Annotated in this window: 19 protein-coding genes and 2 pseudogenes; 11 read left to right on the forward strand and 10 right to left on the reverse strand. The window is 71.5% G+C overall.

Translation table 11 applies throughout. The features are described 5' to 3' along the window. Positions 1–161 precede the first annotated feature (161 nt). Positions 162–1,448: a M6 family metalloprotease domain-containing protein gene (locus tag M8J73_RS09980; RefSeq protein WP_249828493.1), complete on the reverse strand. Its 1,287-nt coding sequence runs from the start codon at positions 1,446–1,448 to the stop codon at positions 162–164. 435 nt (positions 1,449–1,883) lie between these two features. On the opposite strand from M8J73_RS09980, the gene M8J73_RS09985 reads away from it, so the two are divergent. Together M8J73_RS09985 and M8J73_RS09990 are read left to right on the forward strand one after the other, a co-directional pair. After that, on the forward strand, positions 1,884–2,525 hold the full coding sequence (locus tag M8J73_RS09985; RefSeq protein ID WP_249828494.1) for a TetR/AcrR family transcriptional regulator: 642 nt from the start codon (positions 1,884–1,886) through the stop codon (positions 2,523–2,525). A gap of 137 nt (positions 2,526–2,662) precedes the next feature. Next, the gene (locus tag M8J73_RS09990) at positions 2,663–4,201 is read left to right on the forward strand and encodes an MFS transporter (RefSeq protein WP_055537608.1); all 1,539 of its coding nucleotides are present in this window, start codon (positions 2,663–2,665) and stop codon (positions 4,199–4,201) included. A gap of 195 nt (positions 4,202–4,396) precedes the next feature. On the opposite strand, the gene M8J73_RS09995 is transcribed toward M8J73_RS09990, so the two are convergent. Further along, positions 4,397–4,903 carry a MarR family winged helix-turn-helix transcriptional regulator gene (locus tag M8J73_RS09995; RefSeq protein ID WP_055537601.1) on the reverse strand — a complete coding sequence of 169 codons (507 nt, stop codon included), beginning with the start codon at positions 4,901–4,903 and terminating at the stop codon, positions 4,397–4,399. 227 nt (positions 4,904–5,130) lie between these two features. On the opposite strand from M8J73_RS09995, the gene M8J73_RS10000 reads away from it, so the two are divergent. Continuing rightward, positions 5,131–5,916: a dioxygenase family protein gene (locus tag M8J73_RS10000; RefSeq protein WP_055537602.1), complete on the forward strand. Its 786-nt coding sequence runs from the start codon at positions 5,131–5,133 to the stop codon at positions 5,914–5,916. A gap of 130 nt (positions 5,917–6,046) precedes the next feature. Next, positions 6,047–10,120 carry a wHTH domain-containing protein gene (locus tag M8J73_RS10005; protein ID WP_249828495.1) on the forward strand — a complete coding sequence of 1,358 codons (4,074 nt, stop codon included), beginning with the start codon at positions 6,047–6,049 and terminating at the stop codon, positions 10,118–10,120. A gap of 7 nt (positions 10,121–10,127) precedes the next feature. Here M8J73_RS10005 and M8J73_RS10010 read toward each other — a convergent pair whose 3' ends face one another. Beyond that, the gene (locus M8J73_RS10010) at positions 10,128–10,646 is read right to left on the reverse strand and encodes a GNAT family N-acetyltransferase (protein WP_055543150.1); all 519 of its coding nucleotides are present in this window, start codon (positions 10,644–10,646) and stop codon (positions 10,128–10,130) included. 188 nt (positions 10,647–10,834) lie between these two features. Here M8J73_RS10010 and M8J73_RS10015 point away from each other — a divergent pair, with 188 nt between their 5' ends. Continuing rightward, positions 10,835–11,833 carry a sigma-70 family RNA polymerase sigma factor gene (locus tag M8J73_RS10015; protein WP_249828496.1) on the forward strand — a complete coding sequence of 333 codons (999 nt, stop codon included), beginning with the start codon at positions 10,835–10,837 and terminating at the stop codon, positions 11,831–11,833. A gap of 801 nt (positions 11,834–12,634) precedes the next feature. On the opposite strand, the gene M8J73_RS10020 is transcribed toward M8J73_RS10015, so the two are convergent. Continuing rightward, a complete protein-coding gene (locus M8J73_RS10020) occupies positions 12,635–13,615 on the reverse strand; it encodes a helix-turn-helix transcriptional regulator (RefSeq protein ID WP_055541620.1) in 981 nt (326 codons plus the stop codon). A 62-nt stretch (positions 13,616–13,677) separates the two neighbouring features. Here M8J73_RS10020 and M8J73_RS10025 point away from each other — a divergent pair, with 62 nt between their 5' ends. The 5 genes and pseudogenes from M8J73_RS10025 (at position 13,678) to M8J73_RS10045 (ending at position 20,175) form a co-directional block, all read left to right on the forward strand. Beyond that, complete coding sequence (locus M8J73_RS10025) at positions 13,678–15,291, forward strand: MFS transporter (RefSeq protein WP_055541619.1); 1,614 nt, start codon at positions 13,678–13,680, stop codon at positions 15,289–15,291. A gap of 200 nt (positions 15,292–15,491) precedes the next feature. After that, positions 15,492–16,247 (forward strand): annotated as a pseudogene (locus M8J73_RS10030) (DeoR/GlpR family DNA-binding transcription regulator); the annotation flags it as partial. A 164-nt stretch (positions 16,248–16,411) separates the two neighbouring features. Further along, complete coding sequence (pfkB, locus tag M8J73_RS10035) at positions 16,412–17,359, forward strand: 1-phosphofructokinase (RefSeq protein ID WP_055541618.1); 948 nt, start codon at positions 16,412–16,414, stop codon at positions 17,357–17,359. Positions 17,360–17,582: 223 nt separating this feature from the next. After that, complete coding sequence (locus M8J73_RS10040; protein ID WP_249828497.1) at positions 17,583–19,715, forward strand: PTS fructose transporter subunit IIABC; 2,133 nt, start codon at positions 17,583–17,585, stop codon at positions 19,713–19,715. Positions 19,716–19,896: 181 nt separating this feature from the next. After that, positions 19,897–20,175, forward strand: coding sequence for a hypothetical protein (locus M8J73_RS10045; protein ID WP_055540718.1), 279 nt, complete (start codon positions 19,897–19,899; stop codon positions 20,173–20,175). 43 nt (positions 20,176–20,218) lie between these two features. On the opposite strand, the gene M8J73_RS10050 is transcribed toward M8J73_RS10045, so the two are convergent. The 5 genes from M8J73_RS10050 to M8J73_RS10070 all read right to left on the reverse strand — a co-directional run bounded on the left by M8J73_RS10050 (position 20,219) and on the right by M8J73_RS10070 (position 25,439). Next, a complete protein-coding gene (locus M8J73_RS10050; protein ID WP_055540717.1) occupies positions 20,219–20,977 on the reverse strand; it encodes a DUF6227 family protein in 759 nt (252 codons plus the stop codon). 169 nt (positions 20,978–21,146) lie between these two features. Continuing rightward, on the reverse strand, positions 21,147–22,367 hold the full coding sequence (locus M8J73_RS10055; RefSeq protein WP_249828498.1) for a L,D-transpeptidase: 1,221 nt from the start codon (positions 22,365–22,367) through the stop codon (positions 21,147–21,149). 150 nt (positions 22,368–22,517) lie between these two features. Then, positions 22,518–22,928: a hypothetical protein gene (locus tag M8J73_RS10060; protein WP_249828499.1), complete on the reverse strand. Its 411-nt coding sequence runs from the start codon at positions 22,926–22,928 to the stop codon at positions 22,518–22,520. A gap of 93 nt (positions 22,929–23,021) precedes the next feature. Beyond that, positions 23,022–24,098: a P1 family peptidase gene (locus M8J73_RS10065; protein WP_055537717.1), complete on the reverse strand. Its 1,077-nt coding sequence runs from the start codon at positions 24,096–24,098 to the stop codon at positions 23,022–23,024. Between the two features lie 57 nt (positions 24,099–24,155). Next, entirely contained in the window at positions 24,156–25,439 is a 1,284-nt protein-coding gene (locus M8J73_RS10070; RefSeq protein WP_055537716.1) for a low temperature requirement protein A, read from the reverse strand. Positions 25,440–25,641: 202 nt separating this feature from the next. On the opposite strand from M8J73_RS10070, the gene M8J73_RS10075 reads away from it, so the two are divergent. After that, positions 25,642–25,824, forward strand: coding sequence for a hypothetical protein (locus M8J73_RS10075; protein WP_055537715.1), 183 nt, complete (start codon positions 25,642–25,644; stop codon positions 25,822–25,824). Between the two features lie 28 nt (positions 25,825–25,852). On the opposite strand, the pseudogene M8J73_RS10080 reads toward M8J73_RS10075, so the two are convergent. Further along, positions 25,853–25,966, reverse strand: a pseudogene (locus M8J73_RS10080) (large conductance mechanosensitive channel protein MscL); the annotation flags it as partial.

The raw sequence follows: 25,966 nt of genomic DNA on the forward strand, positions 1-25,966 counted from the left end.
CTGCGCGAACGGCCCCCACCGACCCGCACCTGCCCACTCACCCGAGCCACCCCCGCACCCCACACCACCCCCCCCACCCGCACCCGCGCACTTCCCCCCACCCCCCTCACCCCGCAACCCCCCTCACCCCACCCCCCTCACCCCTACTACCCTCCACCCCCTCACCTCCGGCTCACCACCACCCGGTGGTTCCCCGCCTCGTCCGTCCCCGTCACCGTGATCGTCACGCCCGCCCTCGTGTCCCTGAACGTCTCGCCACGCACCAGCGGCGCGTCCGAGAGTTCCGCGTGGACGTTGGGGCTGCGGGTGCACCCCCCGCTGTCGCGGCGGGCGTCGTGGACCCTGATGGGGCCGTTGCCGGTGTCGACGTCCGCGTCGACCCGGTAGACGAGGACACCGGGGCGGCAGACGGCGACATCGTTGCCCGCCCGGGTCCGCAGTTCGACGGCGTACGCCGTGCGGGCCGTCAGCGGCACCACCACCAGCTTCGGCCCGCCCGCCTTCGCGAGCGGCGTGAGCGTGTACTCCGCCGCCCCCGGCGCGGACACGCAGCCGACCTGCGCCGCGTCGAGCCAGCCGAGCTTCCACTTGTGCCAGCCCAGCATGTCGTTGTCGACGCCCCAGTCCTCGCTCATGATGTCCCAGTGCCCGACCGCGCCCCCGCCCTCGTGGGTGTAGAGGTCGGGCAGGCCGAAGACATGGCCGTTCTCGTGGGGGAGCACGCGGTAGCCGGTCTCGTGGTACGTGCCGGAGCCGTCGTCCTGGCGGCTGTACACGAACGACGCGTTGGCGACGGGGGTGCCGTCCGCGACCGGCGCCTCCCGGTTCCCGGCGAACGTCACGGACAGCACCGTGTCGAGGGCGGAGGGCCCCGCGTTCGGGGTGACGAGGACGTTGACCAGGTCGTACTTGCGGAAGTCGACGACGGGGTCGGCGACCCGCACCATGTCCTGGACCAGCCGCCGGTAGCCGGGTTCGAAGGGGACACCGCGCTCTATCCCGTACGAGCGGAACGTCTCCGGCATTCGCAGCCACTCGGTGACCGGGGTCTCGGGCCGGTAGTCGATACGGCCGTAGCTGCTTGTCCGGAACCACTTCTGGGTCTGCGGGGCGAACTCGGCGAAGCGGTCCATCGCGCTGCCCTCGCCGGGCGCGTCGGAGAAGTCGATCATGAGGTTGAGGGCGCGGACCGTGCCGGTGGAGCGGGAGTATCCGGGCGGTGTGGGGATGCCCTCGGACATCTGGACACCGAGCCGTCCCCGGATCTTGCACGGGTCGAGCCCGGAGCCGGAGGCCACGGCGACCGCTCCCGCCGCCGTGCTCGTCTCCTTCGCCACGAGGTGCCCGGTGCCGGCGGGGGTGCTGACCGCGAGGGTGAGGGCGGTGACGGAGGCGATCGCGACGGACCGGCGGGGGCGTATGCCGCCCATGCCCCCCATCCCGCCCATGCCCCCCCTCCCGCCCCTGCCGCTCGTCGCACGGGTGCCGTCCGTGCGGCGTGCCCGCCACGCGCGTCGGGGCCGCGGCCGGCCGAACGAGGTCGACCGGCGCTCGGGTATCCCGCTTCGGCGGAACGGCTGCTGCATGCACGCGCCCTTCGCTCCACGGCAGCCGCCCGGGCCACGGCCGCACCCTTTCGATCACCCTGTGGCGGGGGCGGCGGGGATGCGCGCTGGATGGGCCGAACGAGGGGTTCCCGACCGCGGGAGTGTGACCTGGGTCACTCCGCCGCATAGAGAGGCCAAGTGTGATCCAGGTCACATGAAGTTTCTTCGATCGCGGGAAATAACCGGGGATCGTTTCCCCGTTTAGCCATGTGTTCGAGCGAAACGGGGAAACGCTCCCCGGATCTCGCTCCCCACTCGATCGTCAGGAGGCACGCCGTGCAGACCGCCACCCCCGTGCGCAAGGTGTCCCGTCCCCGGGCGGACGCCCTGCGCAACCGGGAGCGGATCGTCACCGCCGCCCGGGAGATGTTCGTCGAGTTCGGCCCCGACGTGCCGCTCGACGAGATCGCCCGCCGGGCCGGCGTCGGCAACGCCACGGTGTACCGCAACTTCCCGGACCGCGACGCACTGGTCCGCGAGGTCGTGTGCTCGGTCATGGACCGTACGGCGCTGGCGGCGGAGGTCGCGCTCGAGGAGACCGGTGACGCGTTCGAGGCGCTGTCCCGCTTCGTGCACGCCGCCGCCGACGAGCGGATCAGCGCCCTCTGCCCGATGATCCAGAGCGCCTTCGACAAGAACCACCCCGACCTGGAGGCGGCGCGCGAACGGCTGGAGGAGCAGATGGCCGCCATCATGGAGCGGGCCCAGCGGGCCGGACAGCTCCGTGACGACGTCAGCGTCGGCGACCTGATGCTCGCCGTCAGTCAGCTCAGCCGCCCCCCGGCCGGCACCCAGTGCGTGGGTGTCGACCGTTTCGTCCACCGTCATCTGCAGCTGTTGCTCGACGGTCTGCGGGCCCCGGCCCGCTCCGAACTGCCCGGCACCTCCGTCACGATGGAGGACTTGCGCCGCGCCTGACCCGATCCGATCCGATCCGACTTATTCCGTCTCTTCCTTTATCGCGTATCGGCGCAGTGTCGCGCTCCGACGCTTTCACCTGACTTTTCGCTTTCACCTGACTTTTTCCGTCACGAAGTCCCGAAGTGGGTACCGCCATGTCTGCAACAGCCCGGAATGTCCCCGAAACGGTGGACGATTCGCACTCCAACCGCTGGAAAGCGCTCGTGTTCATCGCGCTCGCCCAGCTGATGGTCGTCCTCGACGCGACCATCGTGAACATCGCCCTGCCGTCCGCCCAGCAGGACCTCGGGATATCCGACGGCAACCGCCAGTGGGTCATCACGGCGTATGCCCTGGCCTTCGGCGGTCTGCTTCTCTTCGGTGGCCGCATCTCCGACCTGTGGGGGCGCAAGCGCACCTTCGTCACCGGTCTGATCGGCTTCGCCGGAGCCTCCGCGCTGGGCGGCGCGGCCACCGGTGAGGCCATGATGCTGGGCGCCCGAGCCCTTCAGGGTGCCTTCGGCGCGCTGCTCGCGCCCGCCGCGCTCTCCCTGCTCGCCGTGATGTTCACGGACGCCAAGGAGCGTGCCAAGGCGTTCGGCATCTACGGTGCGATCGCCGGTGGCGGTGGCGCCGTGGGCCTGATCCTCGGCGGCTTCCTCACCGAGTACCTGGACTGGCGCTGGACGTTCTTCGTCAACATCCCGTTCGCGGTGATCGCCGCGGCCGGCGCGTACTTCGTCATCCGTGAGCCGGAGGGCGGCCGCAACCGTTCGCCGCTGGACATCCCCGGTGTGGTCCTGTCCACCCTCGGTCTGGTCTCGCTGGTCTACGGCTTCACGCGCGCCGAGTCCGACGGCTGGGGCGACTCCCTGACCATCGGCCTCTTCATCACGTCCGCCGTGCTGCTCGCGGCCTTCGTCCTCGTCGAGTCCAGGGTCAAGGCCCCGCTGCTGCCGCTGCGCGTGGTCATGGAGCGCAACCGCGGCGGTGTCTACCTCTCCCTCGGCCTCGCGATCATCGCGATGTTCGGCCTGTTCCTCTTCCTGACCTACTACCTGCAGATCGTGAAGGGGTACTCCCCGGTCAGGACCGGCTTCGCCTTCCTGCCCATGATCACGGGCATGATCGTCGGCTCCACGCAGATCGGCACCCGCCTCATGACCCGGGTCGCGCCGCGCCTGCTGATGGCGCCGGGCTTCCTGCTCGCGGGCGTCGGCATGCTGCTGCTGACCCAGATGGAGATCGACTCCTCGTACGCGGCCCTGCTTCTGCCGGCCCAGCTGCTGCTCGGCCTCGGTATGGGTACGGCGTTCATGCCGGCGATGTCCCTCGCGACCCACGGTGTCGAACCGCGTGACGCGGGTGTCGCCTCCGCGATGGTCAACACCTCCCAGCAGGTCGGCGGCGCCATCGGTACGGCCCTGCTGAACACGATCGCCGCGTCCGCGACCACGTCGTACATCCAGGATCACATCGCCTCGGCGACCTCCCGCCCCCAGCAGCAGCTCGTCCAGCTCCAGGGCATGGTCAACGGCTACACCAACGCCATCTGGTTCGCCGTCGGCATCCTGGTCCTGTCGGCCGCCATCGCCTTCACCTTCGTCACCACCGGCAAGCCGGACATGACGGCCACCGCCGGTACGAGCGAGGACGCGGCGGACGGGGTCAAGGTCCCGGTGATCGCCCACTGACGACGGGAGGGCCCCGCGGTCGGGGCCGACCTGAGGGGCGTGGGGACCCGCGCGGCCGGCCCGTACGGCTCACGGCGGCGGAGGGTCCCCGAGCCCTGAGGGTCCCCGAGTGTCGGCGCCCAACTCCCCTTGGGCCCGGCTCCCGGCGCACCCCCATATAGCTGAGCGGCTAGGTCGGCTGTCCGGACAGCACGCCTAGCGCAGCCACGGCAGGTCCGCCCCGGCCTCCTTCGGCTGAAGCCCCTCGGCGATGATCCCCATGATCTCGCCGAGGGCTTTCTGCTGTTCCGGCGACAACCGGTCGAACAGCGCCTGCCGCACCGCGGCCACATGTCCCGGCGCGGTCTTCTCCAGGGTCTGGAACCCGCCTTCCGTGAGCACGGCGAACTGTCCCCGCTTGTCCGACGGACAGTCCTCGCGCCGCACCCATCCGTTCTTCTCCAGGCGGGCGATGGCGTGCGAGAGACGCGAGCGCGTGATCTTCGTGTGCATCGCCAGTTCGGTCATCCGCAGCCGCCGCTGCGGCGCGCCGGACAGCACCACGAGCAGGTGGTAATAGAGGTGCGGCATACCCGCGTCCCGCTGCAACTGGCGATCGAGGTGGTCGTCGAGCAAGGTCGTGCCATGGACGTAGGCGAGCCAGATGCGCTGTTCCTCTTCGGTGAGCCAACGGGGTTCTTCGGCGGCGGACGGTGTCTTCATATCTCCACTCTACGAGCATCCTTCTTGAAGTTTGAACAATAGAGATGTAAGGTGAAACTAGAAATATTGAGACTTCAACTACTGGGGAGTGGGGCGAGGTCTCAAACAACCGATGAGCCTGAAGCGACCCGCTGCGGCCCGCTTGAGGACGACGTGCTCCAGGAGCCGTACGTACCGAGCCGTGGCCCCGCCCCTCGCGAGTCGCGTGCGCCGAGGGAGTCACCCCTATGTCCACCGCCACCGCCGAACGCATGCCGACCCTCTATCTGAGCCACGGCGCGCCCCCGCTCGCCGACGACCCGATCTGGCCCGGCGAACTGGCCGCCTGGGCGAAGACGCTGGCCCGTCCCAAGGCGATCCTCATGGTCTCCGCCCACTGGGAGGAGGCCCCGCTCGCCCTCGGCGCGGTCGAGACCGTCCCGCTGGTCTACGACTTCTGGGGCTTCCCCGAGCACTACTACACCGTCCGGTACCCGGCGCCCGGCGCCCCCGAGCTGGCCGCGTCCGTACGCAAGCTGCTTCAGGCTCCCGGCACGCCGGTCCAGGACATCCCGGACCGGGGCCTCGACCACGGGGCGTACGTCCCGCTCGTCGAGATGTTCCCGGAGGCCGACATCCCGGTCCTGCAGATCTCCATGCCGACCCTGGACCCGGTGAAGCTGATGGACATCGGCCGCAAGCTCGCCCCCCTCCGGGACGAGGGCGTCCTGATCGTCGGCTCCGGCTTCTTCACCCACAACCTCGCCGCGCTCCGCCAGGGCGGCATCCCCGCCTGGTCCACCGAGTTCGACGACTGGGGCAACCGGGCCCTGGAGTCCCGCGACTGGGACTCCCTCCTCGACTTCCTCCACAAGTCCCCGGCGGGCCGGCTCGCCCACCCCCGCACCGAGCACTTCGCGCCGCTGTTCGTGACCATGGGCGCGGCCGAGGCCGCCGGTGAACTGGACGCCCAGCGGTCGGTGATCGACGGCTTCTGGATGGGCCTGGCGAAGCGGTCGGTTCAGTTCGGCTGAGGAGCCTGCCGGCAGGAAGGACCACTGAGGAGCCTGCCGGCAGGAAGGACCACTGAGGAGCCGGTCGGCAGGATGGGCCGCGGCGGCTTTCCCCCTCAGGGCGGGGCGAGTTGCTCCTACGCTGGACGGTGTGACGGATCCGGGCGGCGCGAACAACAGCATCAACGACACCACGGTCCACGGCACGGCGTTCCAGGCGCGTGACGTGGACCAGGTGGTGATCAACCACTACGCGACGCCCACGCCCACCTCGACGGACGGCCCCACCGACACGCCGCTGCCCGGCTGGGCGCGGGAGGTCGCCGACTCCCCACTCTGGCAACGACTTCCGCCGAACAGGGACCCCGCACCGTTCCGGGCCGCAGCCCGCGACATCGCCGCCGCGCTCGCCGCCCTGCACGACGAGACGGAGTGGGAGGCGACCGGCGACCCCTGGTGGGACCGCTCCTTCCCCACCCGCTTCCACGGCCAGCTCGGCCAGTTGTTGTGCGCGGAGGGCGCCCCCGACGGGGACTTCCACCCCGCCGAGGTCCTCACCCTGACCCTCGCGCCGTACCTGTCGCAGACCCTGTGGGCACGTACGGCGGCCGACCGGGCCGGTGTCGACCCCACCGACCTCCGTCTCACGGGCGCCGGGGGAGACCGCGGCGACTTCGAGAGGTACTTCGACCGCGGGCACGAACGCCTCGTCCGCCGCGCCCGGTTGGAACTGCCCGAGCGGCGGGGCGCCGAGTCGGACATCGGGTGGTGGCTGTTCCACCAGTGGGTGGACCACGGGCTGCGGGGCACGGAGGACCACTGGACGGCGTACACGGACCTGACCGCCCGGCTCCCCCTGGGCGACACCGCGCTGGGAGCGCTGTTCCACCGGCGCCGCACCGGCCAACTGCTGTACGGGCTGCGGTTGTCGCTGGGGGAGATGTGCCGCCAGGAACGCCTGGACCGGCTGGAGGCCGTCGCGTCCGTCACCAGCGGTATCGGCGGCATCGGCGGTATGGGTGGCATGGGGATGCCGCAGCAGGTCCGCGTCAGACGTCTCGCCGTCCTGCTGGCCGTCGCCCGCGCCCGGGCCCTGGACATCCCCGCGCTCCCCGACGACCTGGTGGAGAACCTCGGCATCCCCTACCCGGTGGGCCTCGCCGACCTGCGGCAGACCGTGGAGCAGGCCGCCTGGCACACCGACAACGGCCGGATGGTCCTCCAGGCCGCCGACTGCCACCACGAGGCGGTGGTCGAGGCCCTGCGACGCCATGTCGGCCAGGTCGACCTCCTGCTCTACGACATCCGCCGCGCGGCCGGAGCCGACGACACGCTCGCCCCGCTGCTGACGCTGCCCCAGCGGGCGTCCGCCGAGGGTGTGGAGGCCGCCCTCGGCGACGACGACCGGCCCAAGTTCGAGAGCTACGGCAAGTTCCAGGTCGACCCCCGCCGGGTCCAGGAACTCCTCATGGGCGATCAGCTCTACCGCAGCCCCGGCCTCGCGATCCGCGAGCTGTACCAGAACGCGTTGGACGCCTGCCGCTACCGCAAGGCCCGCACCCAGTTCCTGGCCACCAGGCCAGGGGGCCGCGCACGGGACGACTGGGAGGGGCGGATCCGCTTCGAGCAGGGGGTCGGCCCGGACGGCCGCCCGTACCTGCTGTGCGAGGACAACGGCATCGGCATGGGCGCGTCCGAGCTGAGCCGCGTCTTCGCTCGCGCGGGAACCCGCTTCACCGACCTGACGGACGTCCGCAACGAGCGCGCTCTCTGGGAACGCGCGGGCATCGAGATGCACCCCGTCAGCCGCTTCGGCATCGGCGTGCTCAGCTACTTCATGATCGCCGACGAGATCGAGGTGATCACCCGACGCCTGGGCGAGGACGGGGCCACGTCGGAACCGTGCTTCAAGGTGGCCATCCACGGCCCGCACCACCTCTTCCGCATCGAACGCAGCGCGGAGCGGTTGGAACCGGGGACGACGGTGCGCCTGTATCTGCGCGACCGGGCGCCCTCCTGTGTCACCGAGCTGATCGGCCTCCTCGGTGTCGCCGAGTTCGAGACGACGGCGGACCACGGGATGCGGTCGGCGAGGTGGGCGGCGGGGGAGTACGCCCTGAGATCCGGTGACCGGGCGGCCGCGCTCAACGCGGGTGGGGAGCGTGTGCCGGGGCCGTCAGGCGGGGGTGGTGTTCCCGAGGTGCTGTGGTGCGAGTCGGGCGGCGGGGTGCTGGTGGACGGGATCCTGGCCCAGCCGAGGCACCTGACCGGGGTTCTCGCGGGGGAGCACGCGAGGGACGAGGACGACGTCGTGCTGCGCGGAGCCGTGGTGAACCTGACCGGGAACCGGGTGCCCAAACTGTCCGTCGACCGCCTCCAGATCCTCAGCGACATCTCGGGGGACGTGGAGGAGCTGCTCCGCACGGCGGTCGGCGAGCTGACCTCCTCGTCGGAGGGCCTGCTGAGCTACCCGTGGCTGTGCCGCGTCGCGAAGACCCACCCCAAGGTCGCCGACATCATCGCCGAGGCGGCGATGGCGGCCGACCAGGAGTTCACACTGGCGGGCGGCCGGGCGTTCCGGCCCGCGCGGGTGGGGTGCCTGCCGCTGGACGACGGGATCCTCGCGCGGGTCGACGAAGGCTACGGCGACCTCTGGCTCGACGACATCTACCCGACCGTCCGCGTGACCGACGAGGTCCTGCTCTGGCGGCTCCTCGCCCACGGGGCCGCCGACCGGCTGGTGGATCTCGTTCCCGAGCTGGGGAAGGTGGGTCCGCTCCTTCCGGCCCGCCCGTCGGACGGTGTGCTGCTGGCCATGCCGGAGAGGGACCTCGTACGCCCCGGATGCGTCCTGCGTACCGCCGAGATCATGGGACTGACCCCGCGGGCGGCCGTCGCCCGTGCCGTGGAGCTGGGCGTCGGAACGCTGGATCCGGGACAGTACCCGGACGGTGAGCCGGACCCGGTGGATGTCGATCTGCTGAGGAACGGCCCGCGCGACACCGACCACATGCCGTTCGACGAGGCGACGGTGTGGCTGTCCGCCGCCAGGCCGGTGCCGCTGCGCCACTTCCTCTACGCCTATGTGGACCTGGGCCTGAGCGTCACGGAGACGGCCGACCGCATGCGGTCGTACGGCTTCGACGTCTCGCTGGCCGAGACCCTTCCGGACCGCCCGGACCGGACGGACCTCGTGCTGTTGAGCCAGAACGGCGAGGGCGAGGGCCAGTGGTTCCGCGGCGACTGTGAGGTGCCGCCGGGACATGTGCTGTGGAGCGCGGAGCGGACCGGCCTCCCGGTGGCGGAGGTCTGCCGTCGGCTGCGGAACCACGGGCTGGACGTGACCGACCCCCCGGAACGGCAGAGCCCGCAGGACCTGCGGTTGCTCAGCCGCGATCACGACGCTCGGCCGCGCTGGCACGCCGCGGGCGCGTTCGTGCCCTTCAAGAGCCTTCTGGACGCCGCGGAGACGTGCGGTATGACGGTCACCGATGTCGCTGCCGCCCTCACCGCCTACGGTCTGCGCCCGGGGAGTCCTCCGCCGGTCGAGCCGACGGATCAGGACCACAGACTCTTCGGTCGCCAGGTGACCGGGCATGCCGACCACGGGCGGTCCCTCAGCGGCCTGCACTCGTGGTACTGGGTATGGGCGAGGGCCGCCGAGCTGGGGATCTCGCAGTCGACCGTGGCGGACCGACTGCGTGCGCTGGGGGTGCCCTGTCCGCTGGTCCTGCCCGAGGCACCGAACGAGCTCGACCAGGCCCTGCTCGACAAGGACCTCTTCCTCTGGCGGATGCTGCAGGCGAACAACAGCGAGGTCCCCGTGCACCTCCTCCTGATCACCGCGTACGAACTGCGCAGGCCCGTCCCCGAGATCTGCGCCCGCCTTGAGTCGTACGGGCTGCGCGCGCCGGACCTCTCCATGTACCGGACGTCCGATCGGGCCGACCTCTGGGACGACATCGCGTTGCTCGACAGGGACCTGAGCGGTCCGGAGCTCGGGGCCGCGGCGGTCAACGGGCCGGGTCTCCTGCAATGGCTGACACCCCGGACTCAGGTCCCCCTCCATCACCTCTGCGCCGCCTCGGCCAAGCGCGGCATCCCTCTGACCGAGGTCGCTGCCCGACTCCGCCGCGTCGGCATCGACGTGCCCGACGTCGCCGACACCGTCCGCGCCGCCATGGCCCGGCTCCCGCGCCCCTCGCGGGAACAGAACCAGGCCTGAAGGATCCCTAGAGCTCCTTCTCGTACCAGGCCACGTCCCAGTACCGCCCGAACTTCCGCCCGACCTCCCGGTACGTCCCCACGTGGCGGAAGCCGAAGCGTTCGTGGAGGCGGGTGGACGGCTCGTTCGGCTGGGCGATGCCGGCGTACGCGCGGTGGACGTCCTCGCCCGCGAGCGCCTCGAACAGCGCCTTGTACAGCAGTGTGCCGACGCCCCGGCCGCCCGCGTCGGGGGCGAGGTACACGGAGACCTCCACGGACGTGTCGTACGCCGCCTTCGCACGGAACGCGCTGCTCGTGGCGTACCCGAGGATTCGCTGTGAATCCTCCGTGGTGGCAACTATCAGGCGATGCCGACCGTCTACAAGGTGGGAGAGCAGCCACGGCCGGCGCTCCTCCGGAGTGAAGACGACGGTGTCGAATGTGATGGGCGTCTCACGGACGTAGTGGTTGTAGATGTCGGTGAGGGAGGCGAGGTCGGCCTCGACTCCTGGTCTGACCTGCACCTCTGCGGACCCCGTGGACATCACGCCTCCTCCTGTGGCCGCACAGGGTACTGCAAGATCAGAAAAATAGTGGGCCTGCTGGGGAATTCTGTCCTGATTCCAGTCGTTGTTTCCTTCGGAAGCCGGGCACTCGGGAGAGTGTCCGAGCGGCCTCAAGACACGTAGGACCAGACACGACCCTGCCAGCCCACCATCGCAAGGGAGCACGCATGGCAACCCGTGCCGTCGCCGCTCGTCGTTCGTCCGCCGCCGGCGGGAACGACGCGGCAAGCAGCGTTCGCGCCTCTGGCGGCGAGATCGCCGACCGCGACCTGGTCGGCATGTACCTCGACGAGATCGCGCGTACGCCGCTGCTCGACGCCGCCAAGGAAGTCGAGCTGTCCCAGATCATCGAGGCGGGTGTGTTCGCACAGCAGATCCTCGACGGGGAGGAGGAGGCGAGGGCGGACGCGACCCGTGAGGAGTTGGAGGCCCTCGTCGCCGACAGCGAGCGGGCCAAGGACATCTTCATCCGGTCGAACCTCCGTCTCGTCGTGGCCGTCGCCCGGCGGTATCCGCGCAGCGGTCTGCCCCTGCTCGACCTCATCCAGGAGGGCAACGCGGGCCTGGTCCGCGCGGTGGAGAAGTTCGACTACCGCAAGGGCTTCAAGTTCTCGACGTACGCCACCTGGTGGATCCGTCAGGCGATCACCCGCTCCATAGCCGACCAGTCGCGCACCATCCGGCTGCCCGTCCACCTGGTCGAGGAGCTGGGCCGGATCCGACGGGTGCAGCGCGAGTTCAACCGGGAGCACGGCCGCGACCCCGAGCCCCAGGAGATCGCCGCCGAGCTGGGCTCCACCCCGGAGCGCGTCAGCGACGTCCTCGACTGGGCCCGCGACCCGGTCTCGCTGAACATGTCGGTGGACGACGAGGGCGAGACCCAGTTCGGCGACCTGCTGGAGGACACCTCCGCCGTCTCGCCCGAGCAGTCCGTGCTGACCCTGCTGCGCAGCGAGGAGCTCGACAGCCTCATCGGGCGGCTCGACCAGCGCACGGCCTCCATCATCAAGATGCGGTACGGCATCGAGGACGGCCGCGAGCGCACGCTCACCGAGGTCGGCAAGGAACACGGGCTCACCCGTGAGCGGATCCGCCAGATCGAGAAGCACGCGTTGCTCGAACTGAAGAAGCTCGCCCGCGACACGGGCTTCGACGCGGCGGCCTGACCCGCCCGGCAGGGTACGACGCGGCGGCCCGATCGCGGCCGCCGCGCCCCGCCGGCCCCTCAGTCGCCCCTGGCCCGCTCCGCCGGTCCCTGGCCCGTCCCACCGCACCCCGCCCCCGCCGGTCCCGTCGCCCGCAGCCGGGACAGGTCCCGTGGGGTGGACGGCCCGCGCGCCCTTCCGGCCCCCGCCCTTCCGGCCCCCCGCCCTTCCGGCCCCCCGCCCTTCCGGCCCCCCGCCCTCCGGCCCCCCGCCCTTCCGGCCCCCCGCCCTCCGGCCCGCCGCCGCGGCCCGCGTGCCGCGGTTCGACCGCCCGGTCTCCATCCGGCCCGACGACCGCCGGTTCGACCGCCCGGTCTCCGTCCGGCCCGTCGCGCGGACCGTGCCCTGCCGTACGGTCGTACGTCGGCCATCGGCCACACGTTGGCCGTAGTCCATCGCTTCAACTCCCCGATCCCGGGGCACAAGACTTGCGGGCCCACGACTCCACCGGGCCCGGAGCCGAACGGCCCGGGACCCGGAGTCAGATGTTCCGGGGGAGCCGGGGGCACCGCACCGCAGCCAGTGCCGCCGTCCGTACACCGCCGACCGACCGCCGTCCTGCCGCGCACCGAGCACGACCCGCACCGAGCCAGCCCAGCCCCACACGACCCACCCCGGCGAAGTCGCCTCGCCATCGAGGCCGCTTCACCACCGAAGCCAACTGAAGCCGAGTCCCGACGCTCTCCCCCCAGTGCCGGGACTCCTCAGAGCCGGGCTTCGGCGCCTCCCCCCCCCGGCGCCGGAGCCCGGCTCCTTTTGGTGTCACCCGCAGCCCTCGGCGCCGCCCGCCGCCCGGGTCAGCCGTGCGCCCAACTCCCGCACGTACTCGACCAGTTCCGGCGGCTCGTGCACCGTGAACTCGTAGCCCAGCACGGCGAGCCGTACCGCGAACCACTCCACCGCGTCGCCGGTCGACGCCCGCACCCGGCAGCTGTGCTCGTCGACGGCTTCGGGGCTGCCGAACCAGGCCGGCAGCCGGGCCGCGACGACCTCCCGGGGCGCGGCGAACGTGACCTCGAACGTGTACGTCTCCTGCCTGCGCTGCATCGACTGCTTCAGATACTCCGCCGCGTCCCCCGTCGGCAGTTCACGGGGCGCGAACCGGGCGCCGGTCGCGAAGGGTTCCTGGACGCGGTCGACGCGGAAGGTGCGCCAGTCGGCGCGGTCGAGGTCGTAGGCGACCAGGTACCAGCGGCGGCCGGTCGACACCAGCCGGTACGGCTCGCAATGGCGCCGCGAGTCCGCGCCGTCGCGGGCCCGGTAGGCGAAGCGGAGCCGTTCGTTGCCCGCTACCGCCGATGCCATCACCGTCAGCGTCTCGGGTGTCACCGTCGCCCCGTCACCGCTGGTCAGCGGGGTGGTGGCGGCCTGGAGCGTGGAGACCCGGTGCCGCAGCCGCGAGGGCAGTACCTGCTCCAGCTTGGCCAGCGCCCGTACGGAGGCCTCGTCCACGCCCTCCACGGCGTGCCCGGCACCGGCCCGCAGTCCCACCGCGATCGCCACGGCCTCCTCGTCGTCCAGCACCAGCGGCGGCATGGCCTTCCCGGCGACCAGCCGGTAACCGCCGTCCGCCCCCATGCTCGCCTGCACCGGATAGCCCAGCTCCCGCAGCCGGTCGACGTCCCGGCGAACCGTCCGCCGCGACACCCCCAGCCGGTCGGCCAGCTCACCACCGGGCCACTCGCGGGGTGTCTGGAGCAAGGACAGGAGCTGAAGGAGTCGCGCCGGGGTGTCCGTAGTCATGAGTTCGAGGATGCCGTAGAAGTAGGACATGATCTGACCTACTGGGGTTCTACCTTCGTTCCATGACCTCAACCACGAACGCCCTGAAGGGGCGCGACACCCGTACGGCGCTCGACGCCTCTCCCGACGGCGGCGCCGACCGCAGGCGGTGGATCGCCCTCGCCATCGTCATGACCGCCGCCTTCATGGACCTCGTGGACGTCACGATCGTCAACATCGCGATTCCCTCCATCCAGCGAGGCGAGGCCGCCACGGTCAGCCAGATCCAGTGGATCACCGCCGGCTACGCCCTCGCCTTCGCCGCCGGACTCGTCACCGGCGGCCGGCTCGGCGACATCCACGGCCGCCGGCGGATCTTCCTCCTCGGCATCGGCGGTTTCACCGTCGCCTCCGCGCTGTGCGGCCTCGCCGCCAACCCGGAGATGCTCGTCGCCGCACGGATCGCGCAGGGCGCGACGGCCGCGCTGATGGTGCCGCAGGTGCTGTCGATCGTCCACGCCACCTTCCCCGCGCACGAACGCGGCAAGGTCTTCGGGCTGTTCGGCGCGATCGTCGGCCTCGGCGCCGTCTCCGGCCCGCTGCTCGGCGCCCTGCTCATCGAGTGGAACCCGCTCGACCTCGAGTGGCGGGCGATCTTCCTGATCAACCTCCCGGTCGGCATCGCCGGCCTCGTCCTCGGCCGCCGCTTCATCACCGAGTCCAAGGCCCCGCACGCCCTCAAGCTGGACCTCGTCGGCGTCGCCCTCGTCACCGGCGGCCTGCTGATGCTGCTGTACCCGCTCACCCGCGGCCACGAGCTGGACTGGCCGCTGTGGGGACACGCCCTGATGGCGGGCTCGCTGGTCGTGTTCGCGGCGCTGGTGGCGTACGAGCGGCACAAGACCGCGCGCGACGGCTCCCCGCTGATCGAACTGTCGCTGTTCAAGGTGAAGAGTTTCGCGGCCGGCATCGCCGTGCAGACCGTGTTCGGCATCGCCCTCGGTGTGTTCTTCCTCGTCTGGACCCTCTACCTCCAGACCGGCCTCGGCTGGAGCGTCCTGAAGGCCGGCCTGACCGGCGTGCCGTTCTCCGTCTCCGTCTCCGTCGCGGCCGGGATGTCGGTCCAGAAGCTCGTCCCGCGCTTCGGCCGCAAGGTCCTCCAGGCGGGCGCGCTGCTGATGGCGGCCGGCGTACTGCTCTACCTGGGGGAGTCCGCGCGGTACGGCCTTGCCATCACCCCCTGGCAGATGGCGCTCCCGCTGATCGTGATGGGCGCGGGCATGGGGCTCATCGTCGCCCCGCTGACCGACGCGATCCTCTCCGGGGTGCCGCGTGAGCACGCCGGTTCCGCGTCCGGGCTGATCAGCACGGTGCAGCAGATGGGCAACGCGCTCGGACTCGGCCTGGTGGCCGTGGTCTTCTTCGGCGCCATGGACGAGCCTCTCGTCCCCGCCGAGATCGGCCCCGCCTTCGTCGACGCCTTCGAACACGCCCTCGGCTGGGTCGCCGCGGTGCTCTTCGCGATCTTCCTGCTGATGTTCGCCCTCCCCCGACACCCCGTCACGGCCGAGCACGACGCCCACGAGGCCGAGGCCGCGGGTGAGGTCGAGGTCGCGGGTGAGGACGCGGCCGAGGAGACGGTGGCCCACGGGAACGGAACGGGAGACGCGGAGCGCGAGCCGCAGTTGGCCCGCTGACCGGCTACGGCCGCCACGACGTCGGCCGATACGGCGACGGTCGGTAGGACCACTGGGACAGGACCGGTCCGGCACCCGAGGGTGCCGGACCGGTCTCCGTTTGTGTCCGAGTTGCGCCCGAACCTGTTTACTTTCCGGAAATCTCGGCGTAGCCTCCGAGCGAAACCACAGAATCGGGCATCGGTCGGAGGCGAACGGACATGTACGCACCGGAGCGGCAGCAGGAGATCCTCCGGCTCGCCCGTGACGGCGGCCGGGTGGACGTGGTGTCGCTGGCGGAGGAGTTCCAGGTCACGGCCGAGACCATCCGGCGCGACCTGAAGGCCCTGGACCGCGCCGGCCTCGTCCAGCGGGTCCACGGCGGCGCCATCCCCGCGGGACGCCTGGACTTCGAGCCCGACCTCGCCGAACGCGAGAGCACGGCCGCCGACCAGAAGGACCGCATCGCGCAGGCCGCCCTCGCCGAACTGCCGATCGACGGCACCGTCGTCCTCGACGCCGGTACGACCGTCGCCCGCCTCGCCGCCGCCATCCCGCTGGAGGCCACGCTCACCGTGGTCACGCACAGCCTGCCGATCGCGGCCCGCCTCGCCGACCACCCGGGCATCCAGCTCCACCTCGTCGGCGGCCGCGTCCGCCACCGCACCCGCGCCGCGGTCGACGCGTGGGCGCTCCGCGCCTACGGCGAGATCCGCGCCGACGTGCTCTTCGTGGCGGCCAACGGTTTCTCCCCCGACCACGGCCTGACCACCCCCGACCTCGCCGAGGCCGCGGTGAAGCGGGCCGCGATGGCCGCCGCCCGCCGGGTGGTACTGCTCGCCGACTCCTCCAAGTCCGGCCAGGAGCACTTCGCCCGCTTCGGCGCCCTGAGCGACGTCGACCTGCTGATCACCGACAGCGGCCTGAGCCCCGAGGACACCCTCGCCATCGAACGCGACGGCACCGAAGTCCTACGAGTCCCCGGCACGGGCACGGGCACGGGCGCAGGCACCGGCACGGGCGCCTCCGAGGGCAAGACCCCGGGCACCAACGCCACGAGCAAGACCCCGGCCCACGCCACGGGCAAGGTGGCCGTCAACGGCTCCGTCGAGGGCCGCACCGCCGGCCGGAAGGCCCGCGCATGATCCTCACCGTCACCCCCAACCCGTCCCTCGACCGCACCTACGAGGTCCCCTCCCTCGACCGCGGCGAGGTCATCCGGGCCACCGGCGAACGCATGGACCCGGGCGGCAAGGGCGTCAACGTCTCCCGCGCGGTCGCCGCCGCCGGACAACGCACCGTGGCCGTCCTGCCGCTGGGCGGCGCGCCCGGCGCCCTCGTCGCGGACCTGCTCGACGCGCAGGGCATCGAGGTCGCACGGGTCCCCGTGGCCGGGGCGACCCGCTCCAACATCGCCCTCGCCGAGGCGGACGGCGTCCTCACGAAGATCAACGCGCCGGGCCCCGAACTCTCCGCCGCCGAACAGGAACTCCTCCTGGAGACCGTCCGCACCCAGTCCGTCCACGCCTCCTGGATCGCCTGCTGCGGCAGCCTCCCGCGCGGCCTCGCCCCCTCCTGGTACGCCGAACTCGTCGCCCGCGCCCACGCCGCGGGTGCCCGGATCGCCCTGGACACCTCCGGCCCGGCCCTGCTCGCCGCGCTCCGTGAACGCCCCGACGTGGTCAAGCCCAACGCCGAGGAACTCGCCGAAGCCGTCGGCCGGCCCCTCGCGACCGTCGGTGACGCCGTCAAGGCCGCTGAGGAACTGCGGGAGATGGGCGCGGGCGCGGTCCTGGCCAGCCTCGGCGCCGACGGACAGGTCCTCGTGAACGCCTCCGGCACCTGGTTCGGCAGCGCCCGCGTCGACGCAGTCCGCAGCAACGTCGGTGCCGGCGACGCCTCCCTGGCCGGGTTCCTCATCGCCGGCGGCGACGGCCCCGACGCCCTCGCCTCCGCCGTGGCCCACGGCGCCGCCGCCGTCCAACTCCCCGGCAGCGTCATGCCGACCCCCTCCGACCTCGACCCGTCCGCGGTGACGGTGACGACGGAGGTACCGGTGGACCGCGTCCTGAAGGAGCCGGTGGCATGAGCGAGCGAACGCGAACGAACCTTCATTCCGCATTACTCCGGCTCCGCCCGGGAAGGCGTAGTCTCCCCAGCCCCGTCGGCCCCGGCTGCCCCGTCGGCGCCACCGGTCCCGTCGGCCCCGGCCGGTCCTTTCACTCGGCCCCCTTGGCCGGCGTCCCCCACACTTCCGTCCCCACCCCCGCCCACCTCACCCCCCGGGCGATACGCGTGCGAAGGAGCCCGCGATGAGCGAGATGATCACCGCGGATCTGGTCGACCTCGACCTGTCCGCCGAGACGAAGGAAGCGGCGGCGCGTGCCCTCGCCGAGCGCATGGTGGCGAAGGGCCGGGTCATCGACCTGGACGGCTTCCTTGCCGACGTGGCCGCCCGCGAGGCTCAGATGCCGACCGGTCTCGACGGCGGTATCGGCATCCCTCACTGCCGTAGTGAGCATGTCACCGAGCCGACCCTGGCCTTCGGGCGCAGTGCCGCCGGTATCGACTTCGGTGCCGCCGACGGCCCCGCCGACCTGATCTTCCTGATCGCCGCCCCGGCGGGCGCGGACGACGCCCACCTCACGATCCTCTCCTCGCTCGCCCGTCAGCTGATGAACGCCGAGTTCACCGATGCCCTCCGTGCGGTGGACGACGCGGCCCGCGCCGCCGCCCTCATCCGGGGCGACGCGACGGACGAGACCACCGAAGACTCCGCGGCGGCGTCGGGCGGAACGGCCTCCCCCGACGCCGCCGCGGGCAGCACGCCCCCGATGGAGCCCGCGGCCACGACGGCACCGGCGGCCACGACGACCGCCACGGCGTCGGCCGACGAGGCCGCGCCCGTGGCGCCGCAGGCGGGCGCGGAGGACGAGCCCGCCCCCGCCGGCCGCCCCTTCCGGATCGTCGCCGTCACCTCCTGCCCCACTGGTATCGCGCACACCTACATGGCCGCCGAGTCGCTGGAGAACGCGGGCCGGGACGCCGACGGCGTCGAGATCGTCGTCGAGACGCAGGGTTCGGCCGGGTTCAACCGGCTCGACCCGGCGGTCATCGCCGCCGCCGACGGCGTGATCTTCGCCCATGACGTCCCCGTACGGGAGAAGGAGCGGTTCGCCGGGAAGCCCACCGTGGACACCGGTGTGAAGGCCGCCATCAACCGCCCCGCCGCACTGATCGCCGAGGTCCGCGGCAAGGCCGAGCGCGGCGAGGTCACGGCCGCCGCCCGCCCGGGCACCCCCGTGGAGCGCGCGGGCGAACCCGGCGAGGGCTACGGCACGAAGCTGCGCAAGTGGCTGATGACGGGCGTGAGCTACATGGTTCCGTTCGTCGCGGCGGGCGGTCTGCTGATCGCCCTCGGCTTCATGATCGGCGGCTACCAGATCAACGAGGCGAAGTCGGTCACCGAGCACTTCGACTGGGGTCAGATCGACAGCTGGGGCGCGCTGCTGTTCCAGGTCGGCGCCGCCGCCTTCAGCTTCCTCGTCCCGGTCCTCGCCGGTTACATCGCCTACGGCATGGCCGACCGGCCCGGTCTCGTCCCCGGGTTCGTCGGCGGTGCGATCTCCGTGACGATCGGCGCGGGCTTCCTCGGCGGTCTCGTCGCCGGTCTGATCGCCGGTGGTGTGGTTCTCGCGATCCAGCGGATCGAGATCCCGCCGGTGCTGCGCGGCATCATGCCGGTGGTGGTGATCCCGCTGATCTCCACGGCGGTGGTCGGATTCCTGATGTTCGTGGTCATCGGCAAGCCGATCTCCGAGGCACAGAAGGGGCTGACCGACTGGCTGAACGGCCTCTCCGGCACCAACGCCGTCCTCCTCGGCGTGCTGCTCGGCCTCATGATGTGCTTCGACCTCGGCGGCCCGGTCAACAAGGTCGCCTACGCCTTCGCCACCGCCGGTATCGCCGTCCAGGACCCCAGCGACTCCGCGATGAAGATCATGGCCGCGGTCATGGCCGCCGGTATGGTCCCGCCGCTGGGCATGGCCCTGGCCACCACGATCCGCAAGAAGCTGTTCACCACCGCCGAGCGCGAGAACGGCAAGGCGGCCTGGGTCCTGGGCGCCTCGTTCATCTCCGAGGGCGCCATCCCGTTCGCGGCGGCCGACCCGCTGCGCGTGATCCCGGCCTCCATGGCGGGTGGCGCGGTCACCGGCGCGCTGACCATGGCCTTCGGCTCGACCCTGCGCGCCCCGCACGGCGGGATCTGGGTCACCTTCCTGATCGGCAAGCCGTTCCTGTACCTGCTGGCCATCGCCGTCGGCACGGCGGTCACGGCCGGTCTGGTCATCGTCCTGAAGGGCATGCGCAAGACCCAGCCGGGCACGGCCGCCGAGGCCGCTCCCGCCGCCGAGTCGCAGACGAAGGAGCCGGTCGCCGCCTGAACCCCGCGACCCTCCGCCGGCCGCAGCCCTCCCTCGTGGGGGCTGCGGCCGGCCGCGTTTCGCTGTAAGCCCCATGCGCCCCTTTGGGCGCCTTTACGACCCCTGTGACTTGTACGCCGTACCTGCGAGATACGTCACCATCCGGGCTCAAAGTCCCGTCTGGTGGTGTCTACTGGAGGGCATGCCTGAGCACGTGTCGATCCTCCAGTTGGTGGGCGTGGCCACCCTCGCTGTCGCGGCGGTCATCTGGGTCGCCGTGCTGGTCCGCGTTCTGCGCCGGGACGGCGAGGCGCATCGCGCCCGCTTCATGGAGCTGGCCCGGCGCCGCGGTGGGCGCCTTCGCGGCCTGCCCCACCAGCGCCGCAAGGGCCCGCACGTCGAGCATGTGGAACTGACCCCGGCCGAGCAGGACGCCTTCGCCTTCCTGGCCCGTCAGTTCACCGATGATCGGATGGCCTGAGCGGCCGAGCCCGGGCCTTCACGGCCCGGTCCGCCTCCGAGCCCTACCCGAGTAACCCCGCCCGGCGCTCCATCGCGTCACGGGCCGCGTCCTCCGTCGTGTAGACCTCGCACATATGGCGCCCGTCCGGGGTCGCCGTGTGCTCCACCTCCCACAGGGAGATCTCCTGCCCGTCCGTGAGCAGGAACGCGTGCTCGTAGAGCGAGAAGCTCAACCCGGGGCGACCGCCCCGGCGGGACCGGCTCGGGCGGCCGAACGCCTGCGTGATCTCATGCGCGAACGCGGTCCGCAGCAGCAGCGTGGCGATCTCGTCACCGGGAGGGTCCGGGTTCTCCGCCCGCCGCAGCAGCCGCCGGGCGTGGTCCGCGGAGTCGTCCGGCGTGTACGCGTGACGCGGCTCGGGGAATGCCGCCAGCTCCACGATCGCGGGCAGTTCGAAATCCGGCGTGTCCGGGGGCAGCGGCAGCCGCGCGGTCGCGGCCCGCAACTCCTCCTCGTCGGTGTACACCTCGTGCTGGGTGTCACTGCCGGGCACCGTGTTGTGCACCAGCTCCCACAGGGTGACCGCGGAGCCGTCGGCGAGCAGCCATGTGTGCCGGTACGTCGCCCGGTGCAGCCCTGAGCTGTAGTGCGCGGAGTGCAGTGAGCTGTCGTGGGCGAGGGCGCAGTCGAGCTGCCTTATGGTCTCGTCGGGCAGCTCGAACGAGTTCAGGGCGCGACCGAGGAGCCGCGCGAGGTGCTCCTCCGGAGACTCGGGCGACTCGGCTGGTTCGTACGCTGCCGTCTCGTACGGAACGCTCAAGGTTTCTCCCGGCGTTGCTGCATGTCACCTTGTGGGTGCATACCGTAGCCCCTCGGTCGGACATCATGTCCGGGAACCGAGAAAACGTACGCCCGTGAAACGGCCGGGCCGCGCGGTTCGTTCCCGCGCGGCCCGGCGAACTCTCTGACGGATCCTCAGAAACCCGAGGTCAGACGACGCTTCCGGCCTTCCAGGCGCTCCAGGACATGTTCCAGCCGTTGAGGCCGTTGTCCGGCGCGACCGAGTCGTCGGGGGAGTTCTTGACGATCACCACGTCACCGAGGAGCGAGTTGTCGAAGAACCACTTGGCGATCGTGTCGCCGTTCGCGCCCCGGACGTCCGCCAGGCCGACGCAGCCGTGACTGGTGCCCTGCCGGCCGAAGGGCGGGTTGCCCCGGTCGTACCAGTAGTTGCCGTGGAGGAAGGTGCCCGACGTGGTCAGACGCATGGCGTGCGGCACGTCCGGGATGTCGTACTGCCCGGCGAAGCCGACCGTCGAGCCGTCCATCCGCTTCTGCTTGAACTTCTCCGAGATCACCATCTGCCCGTTGTACGTCGGGTTGTCGGCGCTGCCGGCGGAGATCGGCACCGTCTTGATCGTCTTGCCGTCCCGGACGACCTTCATCGTCTGGGTGTTGACGTCGACCGTGGAGACCTGCGAGCGCCCCACGGTGAAGGTCACCGTCTTGTCCTGCACCCCGTACAGCCCGTTCGCGCCCTCGACACCGTCCAGGTCGATCTTCATCGTGACCTTGGAACCGGTCTTCCAGTACTCCTCGGGCCGGAAGTCGAGCCGCTGCGCCCCGAACCAGTGCCCGACGACCTCCTGCCCACTGCTCGACGTCACCTTGATGTGCGACTGCACGGCCTTCTTGTCCGTGATCGCCTTGTCGAACGTGAACGACACCGGCATGCCGACGCCGACCGTGGTGCCGTTGTCCGGCGTGTACGTGCCTATGAAGCTGTTGGCGGTGGAGACCGTCGTGAAGCTGGAGTCGGCGGCCGACGTCTTGCCCGCCGCGTTCTTCGCCGTCGCGGAGATCCGGTACTTCGTCCCCCGCTCCAGCTGCCCCTTCGGCTGCCAGGAGCGTCCGTCCGCCGCGATCTCGCCCGGAACCTCGGTGCCGGCCTCCGTCGCGGTCATCTTCACCTCGGTCAGCTTGCCGCCGCTGACCTTCACACCGGTCGAGTTGATCGACGCGCCCGTCGAACCGTCCTTCGCCGAGATCGTGATCCGCGCCGCCGAGTCCTTGACCGACGTCTTGTTGTCGCCCCCGCCCTTGTTGTCGGCCTGGGCGTCCCCGCCACAGCCGGTCAGGGTCAGCGCGCCGGCCACCAGCACGGCACAGGCCCCCATCACACGCCGCACAGCAATCTTCGGCCTCGTCACGATCTGCTCCACCTTCTACGCGTCCACGTGATCTACGTCATCCGCTCCAGTACGTGGAGAAAGAGCGACCGGCGGCCGACAGGGTTCCCCACTTCCGCCCCACACGGCATCACGTGACAGAACCGGGACAATCGCCTCCCGCGCGAACCTCTACGACCCCCTCAACACCCCGTCCCGGTACGCCTGCCAGGCCTCGAACGACGACAGCCCCGACTCCGGGTTGAGAAAGCCCCCCGACCCGGTCTCGACGGCCCTCGCCCCCAACACGTCCATCACCGCGAGCGCCGCGCGCACCGCCCCCTCCCCACCACCGTGGAAGATCAGGCCGACGCCGGTGACCGGAGTGTCATCGGCCGCGGTGGTCGTGGTGGACAGCGAGAACCCCGGCCCCGCGTACTCCCCCCACCCGTCCTCCCCGAACGTGATCCCCGGCAACACCCCGGCCAGGGCGGCCCGTACCTCCCGACCCGTGCCGATGACCGGCGGCTCCCAGCCGTCCTCGATGTCGGCCGGTGACTGGGCCTCGTGCGGGAACCGGTAGACGTAGACATCCCAACTCATGGCCGCAACCTAGCCACTCCCACTGACACTCCGGCCGACCGCCCTCCGGGACCCCGTGCAGCTCACACCCCCCTCGCGGGCGCCCCCGTACGACTACTCGCCCCCGTACAACTCCCCGTACGACGGCCACGTCCCGCCCGGTCCGTCCACCGGGTCGGCCGCCCGTACCGCCCGGACGATCGCCCGCGTCACCAAGTCCGCGCTCGCCGCCAGGAGTTCGTTCAGGGCGAGCGGACCGGAGTCCGGGGCGAGCGGGCGGGCGCCGGTGGCCAGGGTGAAGACCGTGTCGCCGTCGTTCAGCAGATGCACGGGCCGCACGGCGCGGGCGATGCCGTCGTGGGCCGTCCCGGCGAGCTTCTGGGCCTGGGCGCGGGTCAGTTCGGCGTCGGTCGCGACGACCGCCAACGTCGTGTTCAGCGGGGGAGGCGGGCTCTTCGCGGCGGCCTCGGCGATCCTGCGACGCGCGGCCTCGTGCACCTCGGCCGCCGGATACTCCACCCGACCCTGGAACAACTCCCCGTACAACACCCCCCTCTCCGGATCCATCGCCGACCCGGCGGCATTCGCCACCACCAGCGCGGCCACCGTGATCCCCGACCCGAGCACGGTGCTCGCGGTGCCGACACCGCCCTTCAGCAGCCCGACCGTCGCCCCCGTCCCGGCGCCCACACACCCCTCCGCCACCGGGGCACCGAGCCCGCTCGCCGCCGCCGCCTCCACCGCGGCCCGGCCGGTCGCCGCGTCCGGTCTGGCCCGGAAGTCGCCGCCCCGGCCCAGATCGAAGACACAGGCCGCCGGCACCACCGGTACGACATGCGCCGGATCGGGGCCGACCCGTACCCCGCGCCGCCGCTCCTCCAGCCAGGCCATCACACCCGACGCCGAGTCCAACCCGTACGCGCTGCCGCCGGTCAGCACCACCGCCTCGACCCTCTGCACCAGGTTCCTCGGGTCGAGCGCGTCCGTCTCCTTGGTGCCGGGCCCGCCACCGCGCACATCCACGGCCGCCACCGCGCCGCCTTCCGGAGCGAGAACCACGGTCGTACCGGTCAGCCAGCCGCCGCCGACCCGGGTGGCGTGCCCGACCCGCAGACCGAGCACGTCGGTGAGGGCGTCCACGGGGTGGGCGCGGTCGGAGGGCAAGGGGGTGCCGGAGGTCTCGGGTGTCATGTGCGTCCTTGTCTGCGACCGGGGCGTGCGTGTGTCGGAACGTGCCTGTGGCTCCCCTCAAGCCTGCCCGGACGCGGCGGTCCTGGCCTCCTCCGCACCGGCCCCACGCGCCGTGAACACCACACCGATCGCCACCGTCCCCGCCGCCACGAGGCCCGCCGCCAGGACCGCCCAGTGGCCCAGGAACGTGCACAGCACCACCGCCAGCGCGGCCAGCGGCAACACGGCCTGCTGCGCCGTGCCCACCTTGTAGTGACGGGCGTGCAGCGCCCACACCGACAGCAGGTAGAGCGCCGTCGGCAGCGTCACGGCGGCGGACGCGGCCAGCGTCGAGATGTGCGCCTTGTCCACCGCCTCCTCCACCGCGACCTCCAGCCCGGCGCCGATCGCGGCCGCCGAGGCGAAGATCAGGTAGTGGCCGTAACCCCACAGGAAGCTCTCCCTGTTGGAGCGCAGATGGCCGTGGATCGGCACCGTGAAGTAGATCCACCACGCGGAGAACACGATCAGCAGTCCGCCCAGCGCGATTGGCAGCAACTCGCCCAGCGCGTCGTTCTCGTCCGCGGCCGACTTCACGGCGACCGTGGCCGCCAGGATCGTCTCGCCGAGCACGATGATGGTGAACAGGCCGTACCGCTCGGCGATGTGACGCGGATGCCAGGACGTCGAGAAGTCCTTCTCCGCGTACACCGGGACGCACAGCTCCAGGATCGCCATCCCCAGGAACAGCCACGGTCTGGCCGGCTCGGGCAGGATCAGCAGGCCCAGCCAGCCGACCTGGCACAGCGCCACACCGGCCGCGTACCGCAGCGCCATGACGCGCTCGGCGCCCTCCGCCGACCTGGCCACCCGCAGCCACTGCGCGGTCATCGCCACCCGCATGATCGCGTAACCGAGCCAGACCAGCAGGAAGTCGTGGTCCTCGAAGGCCCGGGCGATCCCGGCGGCGAGCACCAGCACACCGAATATCTGAACGAGGGTGACGACCCGGTAGAGCACGTCGTCGTTGTCGTACGCCGAGGCGAACCAGGTGAAGTTCATCCAGGCCCACCAGATGGCGAAGAAGACCATCGCGTAGTTGAGGATGCCCTCGGCCGCATGGGCCTCGGCGACGGCGTGCACCAACTGGACGCCCGCCTGTGCGACGGCAACGACGAAGCACAGGTCGAAGAACAGTTCGAGGGGCGACGCCACCCGGTGTGCCTCCCCGCGCCCACGGGCGACGAGCCGACGCAACGGGGGTCGGCCGGCACCGGAGGGAGAGCCGGAAGCCGTGGCCGGGGCGGAGCCCGGGGCGGGGTCCCGCGCCGGGGGCGTCGAGGGCGTGGAACTGGACGTCATGGCGCCAAGCACACCAGAAAACCCCGGGGAATTCTCGCTCAGGTGTTCATGAGTGCGCGCGCGGGCCGGGGGAGTACACGGAGGGGTCCGGCGACAGGCTCGGGCGGTGGATGGGGGTGGCCGGTGACCTACTCGACCGGTGGATGGAGCTGTCCGGTGACTGGGCTGGGGGCGTTCGCGCGGGGGCCCGTACCCTGGAGGCATGAGTAGCGCTCCCGCCCCCGAGCCGCGTGACCCCAAGGCCGCGCTGGTTTTCGACGACCCGCTGAGCCGGCCCTCGTCCGACGACACGGACCACGGCTGGGGCGAGCGGCCCGGCGACGGCGGCGACAGTGCGGCCGACCTCAAGCGCTTCCTCGACGAGAAGCCGCCCCACCACCTCTGACCTCGCCGGGCATGCGCCGGTCGTACGGTTACTCGCGGTCGTGCCCCGAGCCGCGCTGGGCCACCAGGGCGTCGCGGATCTCCTTCAGGACCTCCAGCTCCGACACCTCGATGACCTCGTGGGCGCCTTCCTTCGCCTTCCG

The organism is Streptomyces neyagawaensis, from assembly GCF_023516595.1.
Taxonomy (GTDB): Bacteria; Actinomycetota; Actinomycetes; order Streptomycetales; family Streptomycetaceae; genus Streptomyces; species Streptomyces neyagawaensis.

What these genes read in the sequence shown, in the direction of transcription:
- M8J73_RS10065 (WP_055537717.1), bottom strand. Translation starts at nt 24,098, where the DNA reads ATGACACCCGAGACCTCCGGCACCCCCTTGCCCTCCGACCGCGCCCAC.
- M8J73_RS10020 (WP_055541620.1), bottom strand. Translation starts at nt 13,615, where the DNA reads ATGACTACGGACACCCCGGCGCGACTCCTTCAGCTCCTGTCCTTGCTC.
- M8J73_RS10045 (WP_055540718.1), top strand. Translation starts at nt 19,897, where the DNA reads ATGCCTGAGCACGTGTCGATCCTCCAGTTGGTGGGCGTGGCCACCCTC.
- M8J73_RS10075 (WP_055537715.1), top strand. Translation starts at nt 25,642, where the DNA reads ATGAGTAGCGCTCCCGCCCCCGAGCCGCGTGACCCCAAGGCCGCGCTG.
- M8J73_RS10060 (WP_249828499.1), bottom strand. Translation starts at nt 22,928, where the DNA reads ATGAGTTGGGATGTCTACGTCTACCGGTTCCCGCACGAGGCCCAGTCA.
- M8J73_RS10070 (WP_055537716.1), bottom strand. Translation starts at nt 25,439, where the DNA reads ATGACGTCCAGTTCCACGCCCTCGACGCCCCCGGCGCGGGACCCCGCC.
- M8J73_RS10040 (WP_249828497.1), top strand. Translation starts at nt 17,583, where the DNA reads ATGAGCGAGATGATCACCGCGGATCTGGTCGACCTCGACCTGTCCGCC.
- M8J73_RS09990 (WP_055537608.1), top strand. Translation starts at nt 2,663, where the DNA reads ATGTCTGCAACAGCCCGGAATGTCCCCGAAACGGTGGACGATTCGCAC.
- M8J73_RS10000 (WP_055537602.1), top strand. Translation starts at nt 5,131, where the DNA reads ATGTCCACCGCCACCGCCGAACGCATGCCGACCCTCTATCTGAGCCAC.
- M8J73_RS10010 (WP_055543150.1), bottom strand. Translation starts at nt 10,646, where the DNA reads ATGTCCACGGGGTCCGCAGAGGTGCAGGTCAGACCAGGAGTCGAGGCC.
- M8J73_RS10025 (WP_055541619.1), top strand. Translation starts at nt 13,678, where the DNA reads ATGACCTCAACCACGAACGCCCTGAAGGGGCGCGACACCCGTACGGCG.
- M8J73_RS10015 (WP_249828496.1), top strand. Translation starts at nt 10,835, where the DNA reads ATGGCAACCCGTGCCGTCGCCGCTCGTCGTTCGTCCGCCGCCGGCGGG.
- M8J73_RS09980 (WP_249828493.1), bottom strand. Translation starts at nt 1,448, where the DNA reads ATGGGCGGGATGGGGGGCATGGGCGGCATACGCCCCCGCCGGTCCGTC.
- M8J73_RS09995 (WP_055537601.1), bottom strand. Translation starts at nt 4,903, where the DNA reads ATGAAGACACCGTCCGCCGCCGAAGAACCCCGTTGGCTCACCGAAGAG.
- pfkB (WP_055541618.1), top strand. Translation starts at nt 16,412, where the DNA reads ATGATCCTCACCGTCACCCCCAACCCGTCCCTCGACCGCACCTACGAG.